At 55.1% G+C, this 16570-nt stretch carries 16 protein-coding genes; 12 read left to right on the forward strand and 4 right to left on the reverse strand.

What is annotated here, in order from left to right; genetic code table 11:
• The first annotated feature begins 45 nt into the window (after window positions 1-45).
• From poxB to Q1L34_RS17930, 4 genes are all read left to right on the forward strand, one after another.
• A complete protein-coding gene (gene poxB / locus Q1L34_RS17915) occupies window positions 46-1764 on the forward strand; it encodes a ubiquinone-dependent pyruvate dehydrogenase (RefSeq protein ID WP_004859997.1) in 1719 nt (572 codons plus the stop codon).
• 152 nt (window positions 1765-1916) lie between these two features.
• A complete protein-coding gene (gene ltaE, locus Q1L34_RS17920) occupies window positions 1917-2918 on the forward strand; it encodes a low-specificity L-threonine aldolase (RefSeq protein ID WP_015584808.1) in 1002 nt (333 codons plus the stop codon).
• Between the two features lie 10 nt (window positions 2919-2928).
• Entirely contained in the window at window positions 2929-4362 is a 1434-nt protein-coding gene (locus Q1L34_RS17925) for an SDR family oxidoreductase (protein WP_015584809.1), read from the forward strand.
• A gap of 96 nt (window positions 4363-4458) precedes the next feature.
• Window positions 4459-5472: a 3-beta-hydroxysteroid dehydrogenase gene (locus Q1L34_RS17930; protein ID WP_004859991.1), complete on the forward strand. Its 1014-nt coding sequence runs from the start codon at window positions 4459-4461 to the stop codon at window positions 5470-5472.
• 7 nt (window positions 5473-5479) lie between these two features.
• Here Q1L34_RS17930 and Q1L34_RS17935 read toward each other — a convergent pair whose 3' ends face one another.
• Window positions 5480-6307 carry an N-acetylmuramoyl-L-alanine amidase gene (locus tag Q1L34_RS17935; RefSeq protein WP_088884087.1) on the reverse strand — a complete coding sequence of 276 codons (828 nt, stop codon included), beginning with the start codon at window positions 6305-6307 and terminating at the stop codon, window positions 5480-5482.
• 404 nt (window positions 6308-6711) lie between these two features.
• Between Q1L34_RS17935 and yahO the strand changes: the two genes are divergently transcribed.
• A complete protein-coding gene (yahO, locus tag Q1L34_RS17940) occupies window positions 6712-6984 on the forward strand; it encodes a DUF1471 family periplasmic protein YahO (RefSeq protein WP_004859987.1) in 273 nt (90 codons plus the stop codon).
• Window positions 6985-7289: 305 nt separating this feature from the next.
• Window positions 7290-8477 carry an OmpP1/FadL family transporter gene (locus Q1L34_RS17945; RefSeq protein WP_327204224.1) on the forward strand — a complete coding sequence of 396 codons (1188 nt, stop codon included), beginning with the start codon at window positions 7290-7292 and terminating at the stop codon, window positions 8475-8477.
• A gap of 50 nt (window positions 8478-8527) precedes the next feature.
• Here Q1L34_RS17945 and Q1L34_RS17950 read toward each other — a convergent pair whose 3' ends face one another.
• Window positions 8528-9394, reverse strand: a complete 867-nt coding sequence (locus Q1L34_RS17950; protein ID WP_327204225.1) for a hypothetical protein — start codon at window positions 9392-9394, stop codon at window positions 8528-8530.
• Between the two features lie 301 nt (window positions 9395-9695).
• Between Q1L34_RS17950 and Q1L34_RS17955 the strand changes: the two genes are divergently transcribed.
• The 6 genes from Q1L34_RS17955 (at window position 9696) to artJ (ending at window position 14259) form a co-directional block, all read left to right on the forward strand.
• Window positions 9696-10214 (forward strand): lipoprotein, encoded by a 519-nt coding sequence (locus Q1L34_RS17955; protein ID WP_004859979.1) that lies wholly within the window; start codon window positions 9696-9698, stop codon window positions 10212-10214.
• A gap of 223 nt (window positions 10215-10437) precedes the next feature.
• Window positions 10438-11166: an arginine ABC transporter ATP-binding protein ArtP gene (artP, locus tag Q1L34_RS17960; protein WP_004859977.1), complete on the forward strand. Its 729-nt coding sequence runs from the start codon at window positions 10438-10440 to the stop codon at window positions 11164-11166.
• Between the two features lie 19 nt (window positions 11167-11185).
• Window positions 11186-11917, forward strand: a complete 732-nt coding sequence (gene artI / locus Q1L34_RS17965) for an arginine ABC transporter substrate-binding protein ArtI (RefSeq protein WP_004859975.1) — start codon at window positions 11186-11188, stop codon at window positions 11915-11917.
• 6 nt (window positions 11918-11923) lie between these two features.
• Window positions 11924-12640, forward strand: coding sequence for an arginine ABC transporter permease ArtQ (artQ, locus tag Q1L34_RS17970; protein ID WP_004859972.1), 717 nt, complete (start codon window positions 11924-11926; stop codon window positions 12638-12640).
• Window positions 12640-13308: an arginine ABC transporter permease ArtM gene (gene artM / locus Q1L34_RS17975; protein ID WP_004859971.1), complete on the forward strand. Its 669-nt coding sequence runs from the start codon at window positions 12640-12642 to the stop codon at window positions 13306-13308. The genes artQ and artM overlap by 1 nt, the downstream gene beginning before the upstream one ends.
• 219 nt (window positions 13309-13527) lie before the next feature.
• Window positions 13528-14259: an arginine ABC transporter substrate-binding protein ArtJ gene (gene artJ, locus Q1L34_RS17980; RefSeq protein WP_004859969.1), complete on the forward strand. Its 732-nt coding sequence runs from the start codon at window positions 13528-13530 to the stop codon at window positions 14257-14259.
• Window positions 14260-14337: 78 nt separating this feature from the next.
• Here artJ and Q1L34_RS17985 read toward each other — a convergent pair whose 3' ends face one another.
• Together Q1L34_RS17985 and Q1L34_RS17990 are read right to left on the reverse strand one after the other, a co-directional pair.
• The gene (locus Q1L34_RS17985) at window positions 14338-15816 is read right to left on the reverse strand and encodes a sensor histidine kinase (protein WP_048756116.1); all 1479 of its coding nucleotides are present in this window, start codon (window positions 15814-15816) and stop codon (window positions 14338-14340) included.
• Window positions 15813-16529, reverse strand: coding sequence for a response regulator transcription factor (locus tag Q1L34_RS17990; RefSeq protein ID WP_004859966.1), 717 nt, complete (start codon window positions 16527-16529; stop codon window positions 15813-15815). Before Q1L34_RS17990 ends, Q1L34_RS17985 begins: the two co-directional genes overlap by 4 nt.
• Window positions 16530-16570: the final 41 nt, after the last annotated feature.

Genomic DNA, 16570 nt, shown 5'->3' on the forward strand with positions numbered 1-16570 from the left:
TCATCTAAGCTTGTAAGCGTTATCACAAAAAGGAGATGGAGAACCATGAAGCAAACTGTGGCGGCATACATAGCAAAAACTCTTGAACAGGCCGGCGTAAAACGCATTTGGGGCGTCACCGGCGATTCCCTCAACGGACTGAGCGATAGCCTGAACCGGATGGGCACCATTGCCTGGATGCCCACCCGACATGAAGAGGTCGCCGCCTTTGCGGCAGGCGCCGAAGCGCAGTTAACCGGTGAACTGGCGGTTTGCGCAGGTTCGTGCGGCCCGGGTAACCTCCATCTGATCAACGGCCTTTTTGACTGCCATCGCAACCACGTTCCGGTGGTGGCTATCGCCGCCCATATTCCCTCCAGTGAAATCGGCAGCGGCTATTTCCAGGAAACCCATCCGCAGGAGCTGTTCCGCGAATGCAGCCACTATTGCGAGCTGGTCTCCACGCCAGAGCAAATCCCGCAGGTGCTGGCAATAGCGATGCGCAAAGCGGTGATTAACCGTGGCGTATCGGTGGTGGTGCTGCCCGGCGACGTGGCGCTGAAAGCCGCGCCGGAGAACGCCAGCACGCACTGGTACGCTGCGCCGCTGCCGACGGTTACGCCGCCGGAAGAAGAGATCAAAAAGCTGGCGCAGGTCCTGCGCTACTCCAGTAATATCGCCCTGCTGTGCGGCAGCGGCTGCGCCGGCGCGCACGCCGAGCTGGTCCAGTTTGCCGCCAAATTAAAGGCCCCTGTCGTCCATGCCCTGCGTGGCAAAGAGCACGTTGAGTATGATAATCCCTATGATGTCGGGATGACCGGACTGATTGGCTTCTCCTCGGGTTTCCATACCATGATGAATGCCGATACCCTGGTGCTTCTTGGCACCCAGTTCCCCTACCGGGCCTTCTACCCCACCGACGCCAAAATTATCCAGATTGATATCAACCCCGGCAGCATCGGCGCCCACAGCAAAGTCGATATGGCGCTGGTCGGCGATATTAAATCCACGCTCGCTGCGCTGCTGCCGCATCTGGAAGAGAAAACCGACCGCGCGTTTCTGGATAAAGCCCTTGAGCACTACCGCGAAGCGCGTAAAGGGCTCGATGATCTGGCGAAACCAAGCGACAAAGCCATTCATCCGCAGTATCTGGCGCAACAGATCGGCCAATTTGCCGCCGACGACGCGATTTTCACCTGCGACGTCGGGACGCCAACCGTCTGGGCCGCCCGCTATCTGAAAATGAACGGCAGACGCCGCCTGATCGGGTCGTTTAACCACGGTTCGATGGCTAACGCCATGCCGCAGGCGATTGGCGCCAAGGCGACAGCGCCGGATCGCCAGGTGGTGGCGATGTGCGGCGACGGCGGTTTCAGCATGTTGATGGGCGACTTCCTTTCGCTGGCGCAGATGAAGCTGCCGGTGAAAATTATCATTTTTAACAATAGCGTCCTCGGCTTCGTGGCAATGGAAATGAAAGCCGGAGGCTATCTGACCGACGGCACCGAATTGCACGACACGAATTTCGCCCGCATTGCTGAAGCCTGCGGGATCACCGGGATCCGCGTCGAAAAAGCCAGCGAGGTCGATAGCGCGTTACAGACCGCGTTTAGTACCGATGGCCCGGTACTGGTGGATGTTGTCGTCGCCAAAGAGGAGCTGGCCATTCCGCCGCAGATCAAACTGGAGCAGGCCAAAGGATTTAGTCTGTACATGCTACGTGCCATTATCAGCGGACGCGGCGATGAGGTAATCGAACTGGCGAAAACCAACTGGCTCAGGTAAAACATTCTTTTAGTTAATACCTGAAATCATGCCTGATGCCGTGATGCGGCGCGCCCGAACATCCCCGACGACAGCACCACGCCTGTCGCCGGGGTCAGAAAAGTCGCGCCCCAGCAACTGCCTGCGGGATGAGCTACCCAGAAGGAAATGCCGTGATAGATTTACGCAGTGATACCGTAACCCGCCCATCACCCGCCATGCTGGAGGCGATGATGGCCGCCCCGGTCGGAGACGACGTGTATGGTGACGACCCGACGGTAAATGAACTTCAGCGCTACGCCGCACAGCTGGCCGGTAAAGAAGCCGCGCTGTTCCTGCCCACCGGTACTCAGGCTAATCTGGTCGGCCTGCTGAGCCACTGCCAACGCGGCGAAGAGTATATCGTCGGCCAGGGCGCGCATAACTATCTGTATGAAGCGGGCGGAGCGGCAGTGCTGGGTAGCATTCAGCCGCAGCCGATAGACGCCGCCGCCGACGGCACCCTGCCGCTGGATAAAGTTGCCGCGAAGATTAAACCTGACGATATCCACTTTGCCCCAACTCGCCTGCTGAGCCTTGAAAACACCCATAATGGTAAGGTTCTGCCGCGCGACTATCTCAAAGAGGCCTGGCAATTTACCCGCGAGCGCAATCTGGCGCTGCACGTTGACGGCGCGCGTATCTTCAATGCGGTCGTGGAATACGATTGTGAGCTGCGGGATATCGCCCGGTATTGCGATTCTTTTACTATCTGTCTTTCTAAAGGATTGGGCACGCCGGTCGGCTCGCTGCTGGTCGGTAGCCACGAGTACATTCGCCGCGCCACCCGCTGGCGGAAAATGGTCGGCGGCGGCATGCGCCAGGCCGGTATTCTGGCGGCGGCAGGCCTTTATGCCCTGCAAAACAACGTCCAACGGTTAAAAGAGGACCACGACAATGCGGCGTGGATGGCCGGGCAGCTCAGCGCAATTGGCGCCGACGTGACCCGACATGATACCAACATGTTGTTTGTCCGCGTGGGGGAAGAACACGCCGAAGCGCTGGGCGCATTTATGCAGCAGCGCGGCGTGCTGATCAATGCCTCGCCGATCGTGCGCCTGGTGACCCATCTGGATGTCAGCCGCCAGCAGCTTACGGACGTCGTCGGCCACTGGCAGGCATTTTTGCAACGCTAAGGAGAGCGGCGTGGCGCAACGAATTCTGGTACTCGGCGCCAGCGGCTATATCGGCCAGCATCTGGTGCAGGCATTAAGCGAGCAGGGTTACCCGGTGCTGGCGGCGGCACGCCATGTCGACAGGCTGCAGAAGCTCAATCTCCCGGGCGTAAGCTGCCATCCGCTCGATCTTAACCAGCCGCAGGGGCTTTCCGCCCTGCTGGCGCAGGTGGATACCGTTTATTATCTGGTGCACGGGATGGGTGAAGGCGGCGATTTTATTGCGCACGAACGCCGGGTCGCGGTCAACGTTCGCGATGCCCTGCGCGCTACGCCGGTCCGGCAGCTGATTTTTCTCAGCTCCCTGCAGGCGCCGGAAGCTGAACAATCGGATCATCTGCGCGCCAGGCAAATCACCGCCGACATTCTGCGGGAATCCGCCGTCCCGGTCACCGAACTGCGGGCGGGAATTATCATCGGCGCCGGTTCCGCCGCTTTCGAAGTGATGCGCGATATGGTCTACAACCTGCCGGTCCTGACGCCACCGCGCTGGGTTCGCTCGCGAACGACGCCTGTCGCTCTGGAAAACCTGCTCTATTATCTGGTGCAACTCCTTCACCATCCGACCCGCGTTCATCGCGTACTGGAAGCCGCCGGACCAGAAGTCTTAAGCTACCAGCAGCAGTTCACTCGCTTTATGGCGGTTAGCGGCAAACATCGCCTGTTAATCCCGATCCCCTTTCCCACCCGCTGGATTTCGGTGTGGTTTCTCAACGTGATTACGTCGGTGCCTCCCACTATCGCCCGGGCATTGATTCAGGGATTAAAACACGATCTGATCGCCGACGATCGCGCCCTGCGAGCGCTGATCCCCCAGACGCTGATCTCCTTTGATGAAGCGGTGCGCCGCACGCTAAAAGAGGAAGAGCAGCTCGCCAACTCCAGCGACTGGGGCTATGACGCCCAGGCGTTTGCCCGCTGGCGGCCGGAGTATGGCTACTACCCTAAACAGGCCGGTTGTACGGTCAGCACCCATGCCAGCGCGGCGGCGCTGTGGCAGGTGGTCAATCAAATCGGCGGCAAAGAGGGTTACTTCTTTGGCAATATTCTGTGGCAGATCCGCGGGGCGATGGACCTGCTGGTCGGCCACCGGCTGGCGAAAGGTCGTCCCGATCGCGCCAGCCTACAGACCGGGGATACGGTGGACAGCTGGAAGGTCATTATCGTCGAACCGGAAAAGCAGCTAACCTTATTATTCGGCATGAAAGCGCCGGGTCTTGGGCGCCTGAGTTTTACGCTGAGAGATAAAGGCGATCGCCGCGAGCTGGATGTCCGCGCCTGGTGGCATCCTCACGGCATGCCCGGGCTGTTCTATTGGCTGCTGATGATCCCGGCGCATCTGTTTATCTTTCGCGGCATGGCGCGACGCATTGCCCGGCTGGCCGAACAAATCACAGGCAAATAGGCAGTATGTGTGGCATTCTTTCATCATTCTCATTGCATCATGAGGAGAATCACGGAAAAATGCGCACGAAATTCTTTTCTGGGACAGTAGGTTGATATGAAGGTACTGGTTACCGGTGCGACCAGCGGATTAGGCCGCAACGCGGTGGAATATCTGCGCCATCAAGGCATCAGCGTCAGAGCCACCGGGCGTAATGAAGCGATGGGCAAGCTTCTGAGCAAAATGGGCGCCGAGTTTGTGCCTGCTGATTTAACCGAACTGGTTTCTTCGCAGGCCAAAGTGATGCTCGCCGGTATCGATACCCTGTGGCACTGTTCAAGCTTTACCTCTCCCTGGGGTACACAGCAGGCTTTTGATCTCGCTAACGTGCGGGCTACCCGCCGTCTCGGAGAGTGGGCCGTTGCCTGGGGCGTGCGTAATTTCGTTCATATCTCCTCCCCGTCGCTCTATTTCGATTATCACCATCATCGCGATGTGCAGGAAGATTTCCGCCCGCAGCGTTTCGCCAATGAATTTGCCCGCAGCAAGGCGGCCAGCGAAGAGGTCATTCATCTGCTGGCCCAGGCGAACCCCAATACCCGCTTTACCATTCTGCGTCCGCAAAGCCTGTTCGGCGCCCATGACAAAGTGTTTATTCCTCGCCTGGCGCAAATGATGCAGCACTACGGTAGCGTTCTGCTGCCGCGCGGCGGCAGCGCGCTGGTTGATATGACCTATTATGAAAATGCGGTACATGCGATGTGGCTCGCCAGCCAGCCACAGTGCGATCATCTGCCCTCCGGCCGCGCCTGGAATATCACCAACGGCGAACCGCGTACGCTGAACAGCATCGTGCAGAAGCTGATTGATGAACTGGGCATTAAATGCCGGATCCGCTCAGTGCCCTACCCGATGCTGGATATTATCGCCCGCAGTATGGAGCATTTTGGCAATAAGTCCGCCAGGGAACCCGCCTTTACCCACTACGGCGTCTCCAAGCTGAACTTTGATTTTACCCTCGATATCTCCCGCGCTCAGCAAGAGCTGGGTTATCAGCCGGTGGTCACGCTGGATGACGGCATTATTCGCACCGCCGCCTGGCTGAAAGACCACGGCAAATTACACCGCTAGCCTCAGGTTATCCCTGGCCATACTTTTCCAGCAGCGCATCGGCGATGGCCTGGGTTTCAGCATCGGCGACGCCATCCCAGCGCGCCGGGCGGAAGTGCATCTGAAAGGCCATAATGACCCGTTTCTGTTGCGCGGGAGTCATCTCCGGGGTGACCTGATAGCCATAGCGAGAGAGCGTATCCAGCAGTTCAGCGCTATCAACCGGTTGATACGATGGCCGACCGTTGAGATAAAACGCCACCCGGCTGGCATCCGGCCACGCGCCAATACCTTGCCCAGCCAGCTGCCGCCATGGGAATAACGGCCCGGGGTCGTCCTTACGCTGCGGGGCAATATCGGCGTGGGCAACCACGTTTTGCGGCGCAATGTGGTAGCGGGCAATAATATCTTTTGCCAACGGAATCAGCGCATTAATCTGCGCCGGGCTAAACGGTGTAAAGCTTTTCACCCCCGCGCTCTTCTGCCAGCCGCGGTTCTCCAGTTCAATGCCGATCGAGGTATCGTTAATACGCGTACTGCCGCGCCAGAAGCTAATTCCGGCATGCCAGGCCAAATCTTGTTCCGGCACCAGCTGCCAAATCCGCGGTTTGCCCTGATACAGCGGCGGCTGCTGGGGGATCAGGTAGTGGGAGCTGACCTGATTGTCCGTCAGAGTCGCCAGGGAGACGTCAAAGTCATCGGCGGTATAGTGAATGACTAATACTTTCACTCTCGGGTAGGCTGCCTGCGCCGGATGGCGAGTATCGAGCTGGTAACCGTCGCAGTCAATAATCCCTTTTTCTGCGCTACAACCGGCCAGCAGCAGTAAGAGCGCGATAAGTCCAGAACGTTTCATCGGGAGGCAATCCCCCAACCTACGGTGAGTCGGGCCATCAGTCAGATCCTTATATAAACCACCTTCCGCCAGTGTCGATAGCGGCTTGACTCATGATAAACCATCAACTCAACGCTGTCTGCCGGTACCATTTTTCACATTTCACCGCAGTAATACATAAGGTAAATTTATACTAACCACTGTTTAAAATGAGATTAAGTAAAGTCTTAACGGCCCTTTTTAAAAATGACGACACAAATCATAACCCTGGAGTCATCTTTTCCTTATGAGTTCACAAGTTAAGGATCATAGTTTTGTAGTATTTAGCTTGAAAAAAAAATTCACTTGATTCAATCTGGTGCCGCTCATTGGTTAGTTAAAACAAGGGCATGATGATAGCAAGTTAAACAATGGAGATTAAAAATATGAAATATGCAGCTTTAGTGGCAGGTGCAGCATTGTTTTTAACCGCAAACGCATTCTCTGCGGAAATTTTGTCCAAAGAAGATTTCGCAAAAGTGCAGACCCAGTATCAAAAAGTGGGTACCATTTCCTCTACAGGCCAGACCGCTCCTAGCGATGCGCGTGCAGAGCTGCTGAAAAAAGCTGAAGAAAAAGGTGCTGATGTTGTCGTTCTGTCTTCTGGCAACACCGACAAGAAACTTCATGTTTCTGCCAATATTTATAAGAAAAAATAATTAATCTTTCTTTCTGAAGGGGTAATATCGCCAAATGGCGATATTACCCCTTTTGTATTTATGACAAGGTTTATTTTTAGATAGCATTTATATTTACAGCCCCTACATATCATTATTAAATAGCGCCCCGCGCACGGCCAGCACACTCAAATTCAGATCTACATATTTTAAATCCCGGCGAAATTCTTCTGACACCATGCAGCGAAATGATATTTAAAAACAGAAATTCATTCTGCCGCAGGCGGGTTGGCGATACTTATCGGGCATAAAAACAAGACTAAAATTTACAGCATTGCAGGTGGCAAATGAAAAAGGTCGTATTGATCCTCTCTGGGTTGGTCTGTTCCAGTTTTTCGCACGCGAGTGCGCTCTATTTTTATGAAATCGGTACGGAAGATGTCGGTCTGGCGGGAGCCGGTCAGGAGGCGCGGGCGCAGGATGCCTCCACTATCGTCACCAACCCTGCGGGAATGACCCGCCTGCCGGATCACATGTTTACCGGGGGAATGCAGGTCATGGGCGGCGATATCTCTTATCAGTTAAACGATGAAAACGGTCGAAGCAGTCCGGGAAACGTGATGAATTTGTTTCCTGGCGCCAGCGGTTTCTATGCGCAAAAAATCGATGATGATCTCTATGCCGGCCTGGGTTTATACGGTAATTACGGCTCAGGCATCGATTTTGGCAACTGGGCCGGAGATCGTCTGATTAAGAAAAGCACCATGGTCGCCATGACCCTGAGCCCGTCCCTGGCATACAAGCTTAACGATCGCCTCTCAATCGGCGCCTCCGCCAACCTGAATTACGGCTATCTGAGCCTGACGCGCGACGTCGAAGGCAGCGATCAAAAAGATAAAGACAACGATTGGGCGATGAGCTATCGACTGGGGCTGCTGATGCAGTTGACCGAGCAAACTCGCGCCGGCATCACCTGGAACAGTAAGACCGACTACGACTTTAAAATCGATGGCAAAGCCCGCCTCTCGAGGCCGGAAAATACCACCTATGACCTACCCATTTCGGCACAGGTACGCGCCCCTCAACAAATTATGTTTAGCCTTGTGCATGACATCAATAAGCAGTGGTCGGTGATGGGTGACCTCGGCTGGCAGGACTGGAGCCAGTTTGGCAGCCCGCAAGTGACCGTCGCAGGGCGGCAAAGTGATAAACAGAATCGCCTGAAAGACGCCTGGCACACCGCGTCTGGCGTTCAGTATCGCCCAACCGAACAGTGGCGCCTGAACGCCGGGGTGGGCTTCGACAGTACGGTTTATGATTCACAAAGCGATATTGCTCTGTCGATGCCGACAGGCGACGAGTGGCGCTTTGCCGCCGGCGCGCAATATCAGATAACGCCAGCCAGCAATATTGGCATCGCGGTCTCCTGTTTGCATATGCAGTCCGGGCAGGTGAAAACACCGGCTGTTGTCGCCGGTGATTACGATCATCCCTACCTGTGGTTTGCCAGCATGAACTACAGCTACCGGTTCTGACGCAAAATATCGCCCGCGGCAACTGCGCATCGGGCGATATTCTCCGGTCGTTAAATCAGCTTGAATAAGAAACGTACCGGCTTAATCTGCAAAATATCCTGCCATATTTTATGTAAATCGATAACGCCAGCCAGCCCGAGTAATGCCAGGGTAATCAATACCGTCGCGGCGGTAATAAGCAGCATCAGGCGGACCATATTTCGCTGAATTTTTTCCTGCTGCCGGGCGTGGCGCTGTTCTTTTTCATACTCGACCAGCGTGGTAATCGCCTTGCCCTGCACAATATAGCGGCCACGCTCTTCGGCCAGCTCACCTGAAAGGGCAAGCGATTCCATCAGCAGCGTGACTTTATACTGGAATGACTCATTGCGGATATGTTTATACCACAGCCTGCCGTAGAGAAGTTCAATCACCTCATCCACAGTGAGACCTGCCGCGGGGTCTGACGGGCGCCGCCTCACGAACTCATTCATGATTAAACGCAATAAAAATATACGTTCCTGACTTTTGAGTTCACGCTCCCGGAAGAATGTGGAAACAACAGCCCCCTTCCCTTTTAAAAGAAAAATTTTGCTATCGACGATATGCAGATAATAGTTAATGGCGTAATAAAATATAGATTCCGATATGATTTTGCCATATTTTTTATAGTGCACAATTTCGCTTTCCATCCCGAGAATACGGGAAACGGGTAACTTTTCCGTTTGCACATCATCAGATGCCGACAGGGCTAAACGCTCAACGTGGACGTCGCAACCATTGAATCCAATCAGCCGATAGCGCTGCCTGCCAGCATCGGCAAAATGTACCGCATAATAGTCATACGGTTCCCCCAGCCGGTCGTTTTTTGCCACAAAGCGAGGTAAAAACTTCGCCCATAATCGGGCCTTAACATTTGCTATAAAGTTATTTAACACGAATAATCCCGTTGTGCTGACAGCCTCTTTTAATCTAAATATAAACACTATCCCTACTGCTTATTTAGCATTTAACCAGATATATAAATTTACTTTTACGTAAAAAACAGATTGTATTGGCGAGAATAAATAGCGTGCCATCGATGATAAGAAATAGCATTATCGCGGACAACGCATGGGCACAAATAGACCGTGGGGAAAAAATGTATTGCCTGAGCTCTAAGAGTCAAGCGCATTCCGGAACCAGTACGCTATGCTTGAACAGAAACTAATAACGTAGTGAGCTTATAAGGAAATCATCATGCGCTACAAACTCGTTGCTTTTATTATCCCGTGCGCGCTCGCGCTGAGTGCCTGTACCACCGTCACGCCCGCCTATAAAGATAATGGCACCCGCAGCGGGGCCTGCATCGAAGGTGGGCCGGATGAGGTAGCACAGAAATTCTACGATTATCAGATCCAGCATCGGAACAACGACCTGGCGGCCCTGCGACCTTATCTCAGCGACGATCTGGCCAGGCTGTTAAACGATGCCCGCCAGGATCCCTCGCGCAGCTCGCTGCTGCAATCGAACCTCTTCTCCAGCTCGACGACCCCGGCCGATAGCGCCAGCGTAGCCAGCGCCTCAACTATCCCAAACCGCGATGCCCGCAATATTCCTCTGCGCGTCGATTTAAAACAGGGCAGTCAAAGCTGGCAGGATGAAGTGCTGATGATTCAGGAAGGTCAGTGCTGGGCCGTCGACGACGTGCGTTATCTTGGCATTAACTCCCATGCCCCGGCCGGTTCCCTGCAACAGAGTCTTGAAAAACGCGGATAAGGGCGTGGAACCCACGCCACTTAAACGATAACCCCGGTAAAATGTCGGTATTTCTCCAGGTTATGCCGACATTTGTGCCTCCCCACCCCGCGAACCCATATTTTGTGCTAAGTTTAGAGGTAAATGTGGTTTACATTTAACTTTTAACGCATAAATATTGCATAACTATTCTGTCAAAGGTAGTATTTGCGGCCTCAATAGCTATTCGTATCAGACAGCCCAGATGAGTATTAAACTAAACGGCATTAACTGCTTCTACGGCGCGCATCAGGCGCTGTTCGACATCACGCTGGATTGCCCGCAGGGGGAAACGCTGGTGCTGCTCGGCCCCAGTGGCGCCGGGAAAAGCTCGCTGCTTCGCGTACTCAACCTGCTGGAAATGCCGCGTTCCGGGACATTACATATCGCCGGTAACCACTTCGACTTTACCAAAGCACCTTCTGACAAAGCCATTCGTGAGCTGCGCCAGAACGTGGGTATGGTTTTCCAACAGTATAATCTGTGGCCGCACCTGACGGTGCAGCAAAACCTGATTGAAGCCCCCTGCCGCGTGCTGGGGTTAAGTAAAGACATGGCGCTCGCTCGCGCCGAAAAACTGCTGGAACGTCTTCGTCTCAAGCCCTACAGCGATCGCTATCCGCTGCATCTTTCCGGGGGCCAGCAGCAGCGCGTCGCCATTGCGCGGGCGCTGATGATGGAACCTCAGGTCCTGCTGTTTGATGAACCTACCGCAGCACTCGATCCGGAAATCACCGCTCAGATCGTCAGCATTATCCGCGAACTGGCCGGCACCGGCATTACGCAGGTTATCGTCACCCACGAAGTGGAAGTGGCGCGTAAAACGGCAAGCCGCGTAGTGTATATGGAAAATGGTCACATCATTGAACAAGGGGATGCCAGCTGCTTTACGCATCCGCAGACCGACGCGTTTAAAAACTATCTTTCACATTGATGTTTTCGGGGAAATGACGATGAAAAAAGTACTGATTGCCGCGATCCTGGCCAGCATGAGCCTGTCAGCTACTGCCGCCCAGACCATTCGTTTCGCCACTGAGGCCTCCTACCCTCCGTTTGAATCGATTGATGCCAACAATAAAATTGTCGGTTTTGATGTCGATCTGGCCAACGCGCTGTGTAAAGAAATTGATGCTACCTGCACCTTTACCAACCAGGCCTTCGACAGCCTGATCCCCAGCCTCAAATTCCGCCGCGTCGATGCGGTGATGGCCGGGATGGATATCACGCCTGAGCGTGAAAAACAGGTGCTGTTCACGACGCCTTACTACGAAAACTCGGCGCTGTTTGTCGGCCAGCAGGGTAAATTCACCAGCCTCGAACAGCTGAAAGGCAAAAAGGTCGGCGTCCAGAACGGGACCACGCACCAGAAATTTATTAACGACAAACACCCTGAAATCACCACCGTGCCATACGACAGCTACCAGAATGCGAAGCTGGATCTGCAAAACGGCCGTATTGATGCCGTGTTTGGTGATAATGCCGTCGTCACCGAGTGGCTGAAGAGCAATCCGAAGCTGGCCGCGGTGGGCGATAAAGTCACCGATAAAGACTACTTCGGTACCGGTCTGGGCATTGCGCTTCGTCAGGGCAATACCGAACTGCAGCAGAAATTTAATGCTGCGCTGGAAAAAGTGAAAAAAGATGGGACTTACCAGACCATCTATAGCAAATGGTTTCAGAAGTAACGCTAAATGAATGAAATTTTTCCCTTAGCAAGTGCCGCCGGGATGACCGTCGGCCTTGCCGTTTGCGCGCTCATCATCGGCCTTGTGCTGGCGATGCTGTTTGCCGTGCTGGAGTCAGTAAAATGGCGCCCGCTGGCATGGTTCGCAACCGGCGTGGTCACGGTTCTGCGTGGACTACCGGAGATTCTGGTGGTCCTGTTTATCTATTTCGGCTCCTCTCAGCTGCTGCTTACGCTCTCTGACGGTTTTACGATCAATCTTGGCTTTGTGCAGATTCCGGTACAGATGCAGATTGAAAACTTCGACGTCAGTCCGTTCCTGTGCGGCGCCATCGCGCTGTCCCTGCTCTACGCCGCTTACGCCTCGCAAACTCTGCGCGGGGCGCTCAAGGCGGTACCTCAGGGGCAGTGGGAGTCCGGCCAGGCGCTGGGGCTATCGAAAGGGGCGATCTTCTTCCGTCTGGTGATGCCGCAAATGTGGCGTCATGCGCTGCCGGGCCTCGGCAACCAGTGGCTGGTTCTGCTGAAAGATACCGCGCTGGTCAGTTTAATCAGCGTCAACGATCTGATGCTGCAAACCAAGAGCATCGCCACCCGCACTCAGGAACCGTTTAACTGGTACATCATCGCGGCGGCGATCTATCTGGTCATCACCCTGCTCAGTCAGTACATCCTCAAACGTATTGACCAACGTGCGACGCGCTTCGAACGGAGACCAGGCTGATGCTCGATTATTTACCTGAACTGCTGAAAGGGCTGCATACCAGCCTGACGCTGACCGCGGCGTCGATCGTCGTGGCGCTGATTCTGTCGCTGGTTTTCACCATCGTCCTGACGCTGAAAACGCCGGTACTGGTGTGGATTGTTCGCGCTTACATCACCTTATTTACCGGTACGCCGCTGCTGGTACAGATCTTCCTGATTTACTATGGCCCGGGTCAGTTCCCCTCTTTGCAGAACTACCCGGTACTGTGGCATCTGATTTCTGAACCCTGGCTGTGCGCCATGATAGCCCTGTCCCTGAACAGCGCGGCTTACACCACCCAGCTGTTTTATGGTGCGATCCGCGCCATTCCTGACGGCCAGTGGCAATCCTGCAGCGCGCTGGGAATGAGCAAGAAAGACACGCTGGCGATTCTGCTGCCGTACGCCTTTAAACGCGCCCTCTCTTCGTATTCCAACGAGGTTGTGCTGGTGTTCAAAAGCACCTCCCTGGCTTACACCATTACGTTGATGGAAGTCATGGGACACGGCCAGCTGCTGTACGGACGTACCTATGACGTTATGGTGTTTGGGGCGGCCGGTATTGTCTATCTCATCGTCAACGGTCTGCTGACGCTGCTGATGCGGTTAGTGGAGCGTAAAGCGCTGGCGTTTGAACGACGGAATTAGCGTTGACCGACGCAGCAGCTCACATCACGAGTGAGTTGCATGAGATGAATGCATAAGTAGCAAACATAAAGACGGGCATGTCTATAGAATGCCCGTCTTTTTTATTTCCACAAAAAATAATTATACGTAATTATTGAATACAAATTCATTTAGTGGCATTGTGAAAATCAGCCGCAGACACGGCACAACATCATAAGATTGACCGACGGGAGTTCCACGATGAAAAAGTTAGTTCTGGCTGCACTGCTTTCCTCTTTCGCCTTTGGCGCCGCTGCCGCAGAAAAAATCAGCTTCGGCGTTTCTGCAACCTACCCCCCTTTTGAATCCATGGATGCGAACAATCAGATCGTCGGTTTCGATCTGGATCTGGCAAAAGCGCTGTGCAAACAGATGCAGGCTGACTGTACCTTTACCAACCACGCTTTCGATAGCCTGATCCCGGCGCTGAAATTTAAAAAATATGACGCGGTGATCTCCGGTATGGACATTACCCCGGAGCGCAGCAAGCAGGTCGCATTTACCGATCCGTACTACGCCAACTCGGCGCTGGTTATTGCTAAAAAAGACGCCTTCCACTCCTTTGCCGATCTGAAAGGCAAACGTATTGGCATGGAAAACGGCACCACCCACCAGAAATACCTGCAGGATAAACATCCGGAAGTGAAAACTGTCGCCTATGACAGCTATCAGAATGCGATTATCGACCTGAAAAACGGCCGTATTGACGGGGTGTTTGGCGATACCGCCGTGGTGAATGAGTGGCTGAAAACCAACCCGCAGCTGGGCGTCGCCACTCCAAAAGTGACCGATCCGCAATACTTCGGCACCGGCCTCGGTATCGCAGTACGTCCGGACAACAAGGCGCTGCTGGAAAAACTCAATGGTGCGCTGAAGGCGATTAAAGCGGACGGCACGTATCAGAAAATCAGCAACCAGTGGTTCCCGGAATAATTTTCTGCTGACCCGCGGTGCGGAAATACCTTGCCCGGGCGGCTTCCCGGCCAGCACAGCCTGACCGGGGAGCTATCGCTACGAACGCAACGGCAGGGTAAAGCGGAAGCTGGCCCCTGCCGGCACATCGACCAGGTGAATATCACCGCCGTGCAGCTGCAGCATTCGCCGCACAATCATCAGCCCCAACCCGCCCCGTGATTCCGGGCTCTGACCGGGTTCAAGCACTGAAGGCCGTTCAAACAATGTCGCCCGCAGCTCGCCGGCAACTCCGGGACCGCTATCGGCTACCTCAACCACCATCTCCGCCCCCTGCTGACGGGCCGTCAGGCTGATACTGCCGCCATCCGGCGTGTGGCGAATCGCGTTATCCAGTAAATTGGTCAACACCCGCTCCATCATCGATAAATCCGCCACCACCGGCGGCAATCCCCCGGCCAGCGAGAGCTGTAATCGGATGTGGCGGGTGGCAATCGCCAGATCGAACTTCTGCGCCACGTCCTGGACCAGCTCCGCCAGCACAAATTTCTCCGGCTGCAGCTTGATCCCACCATGTTCGAGGCGCGCCAGCTCAAACAGCTGCTGAGAAAGAGAGCGGACTTTATTCCCCTGGCGCAGCGCAATATTGAGGTAGCGCTTGCTCTCTTCCACGCTCAGCCGATCGGCTTTCAACGTCAGCGTCTCCAGATAACCCAGCAGCGAAGTCAGCGGAGTCCGCAGATCGTGAGAAATATTGGCGATAAATTCACGCCGCTGACGATCGCTGTCGGCCAGTCGATCCCACTGTCCGGCGATCTGCCGGGCCAGGTCGATAAACCGGTTATGCAGGATCGCCACTTCATTACCGGGATGCGGCTCCGGCGCTTGCGCCGCCAGCAGTTTAATCGCCCCGATGCTGTCTTCTCCGGGGATCCCCACCTGTGCGGTCAGCTGACGTACCGGGCGCGTCACCCAATACCAGGCAAGGCCGCCGGCGAGCAGACCAAACAGGGCCACCAGCAGCAGCGTCCAGATCAGCAGACTACCCAGCGTCTTCTGCCAGGCGCTGGCCGCCAGCTCATTAAAGGTTTCCCCTTGCAGGATAATATAGAGATAGCCGCGCAGCTGGCCGTCGACATTCAACGGCGCCACGCTGAAGACCTTGCGCTGATCCTGGCTACGCGGATCGTCACCGTACACCGGCCAGGTGCCGCCGGAGAGAAACGTCTGTATCGGCACGATGTCAACGCGCTGGCGTTTGATATGGCCCGGCGGCGCAGCATCGGCCAGCAGCTCGCCGTCAGGAGAGACCAGATAGAGTTCGACGCTGGGGTTGAAGACCATCAGCCGATCGAAAAGCGGTTTCAGCGCCTCGCGATTGACCTGGCCCTGCGCATCGAGCAGCGGTTCACGGGCAACAATCTGCTGCGCCAGCCCGACCGAAAGACGTTGGACCATCGCATTACCGTATTGCGCGCTGCTGTACAGCTGAACCGCACAGACCGCCGCCGCGCAAAGCAGCAGCAGCGAAGTAAACACCAGCGCCAGGCGCTGGCTCAGGCTTAACCGGCGCATCATTGCCCCGCTCCTTGACGCGCAGGCGCGAATTTATAGCCCTTGCCCCAGACCGTCAGAATGATTTCCGGCTCCGCCGGGTCGCGTTCGATTTTACTGCGCAGACGGTTGATATGCGTATTGACCGTATGCTCATAGCCTTCATGCTGGTAGCCCCAGACGCGGTCAAGCAGAGCCAGACGAGAAAAGACCTCGCCGGGATGGCGGGCAAAGTAGTACAGCAGATCAAATTCGCGCGGCGTTAAATCCACCGGCTCACCGTGCAGTCTGATTTCGCGCGAAAGCGGGTCGATGCTCAGGCCGTGGCAATCGATACGCCCGGAATCCATCAGCAAATTAAGCCCCATCGCCTCCTGGCGACGAAACAGCGCTTTGACTCGCGCAACCAGTTCAATAACCGAAAACGGTTTGGCCAGGTAGTCGTCCGCCCCCATCTCCAGTCCCAGCACTCGGTGCGTCTCGCTGGAACGGGCGCTGATAATAATCACCGGCAGATAGCGGGTCATCTGGCGAATGCGCCGGCAAATCTCCAGCCCATCGACGTTGGGCAGCATCAGGTCAAGAATCGCCGCATCCCAGCCGCCCTTTTCCAGCTGCACCAGCGCCTGGGCGCCGTCCGCTTCATGCACAATCTGATATCCCTCATCCTGCAGATTTAAACGCAGCAACGCGGCAATATCGTCGTCATCTTCGACCAACAGGATTTTCTTTGCCATGGGTAGTGCTCCGCTCATTTCACGCCGTTATTAGCCAAGCT

The sequence above is a fragment of the Klebsiella ornithinolytica genome (assembly GCF_030505655.1).
Lineage (GTDB): Bacteria > Pseudomonadota > Gammaproteobacteria > Enterobacterales > Enterobacteriaceae > Klebsiella > Klebsiella ornithinolytica.

Bases quoted from the DNA above. Each gene is read 5' to 3' on its own strand.
- poxB (WP_004859997.1), top strand. From the start codon at position 46: ATGAAGCAAACTGTGGCGGCATACATAGCAAAAACTCTTGAACAGGCC.
- Q1L34_RS17930 (WP_004859991.1), top strand. From the start codon at position 4,459: ATGAAGGTACTGGTTACCGGTGCGACCAGCGGATTAGGCCGCAACGCG.
- Q1L34_RS17935 (WP_088884087.1), bottom strand. From the start codon at position 6,307: ATGAAACGTTCTGGACTTATCGCGCTCTTACTGCTGCTGGCCGGTTGT.
- yahO (WP_004859987.1), top strand. From the start codon at position 6,712: ATGAAATATGCAGCTTTAGTGGCAGGTGCAGCATTGTTTTTAACCGCA.
- Q1L34_RS17945 (WP_327204224.1), top strand. From the start codon at position 7,290: ATGAAAAAGGTCGTATTGATCCTCTCTGGGTTGGTCTGTTCCAGTTTT.
- Q1L34_RS17955 (WP_004859979.1), top strand. From the start codon at position 9,696: ATGCGCTACAAACTCGTTGCTTTTATTATCCCGTGCGCGCTCGCGCTG.
- artP (WP_004859977.1), top strand. From the start codon at position 10,438: ATGAGTATTAAACTAAACGGCATTAACTGCTTCTACGGCGCGCATCAG.
- artI (WP_004859975.1), top strand. From the start codon at position 11,186: ATGAAAAAAGTACTGATTGCCGCGATCCTGGCCAGCATGAGCCTGTCA.
- artQ (WP_004859972.1), top strand. From the start codon at position 11,924: ATGAATGAAATTTTTCCCTTAGCAAGTGCCGCCGGGATGACCGTCGGC.
- artM (WP_004859971.1), top strand. From the start codon at position 12,640: ATGCTCGATTATTTACCTGAACTGCTGAAAGGGCTGCATACCAGCCTG.
- artJ (WP_004859969.1), top strand. From the start codon at position 13,528: ATGAAAAAGTTAGTTCTGGCTGCACTGCTTTCCTCTTTCGCCTTTGGC.
- Q1L34_RS17985 (WP_048756116.1), bottom strand. From the start codon at position 15,816: ATGATGCGCCGGTTAAGCCTGAGCCAGCGCCTGGCGCTGGTGTTTACT.
- Q1L34_RS17990 (WP_004859966.1), bottom strand. From the start codon at position 16,529: ATGGCAAAGAAAATCCTGTTGGTCGAAGATGACGACGATATTGCCGCG.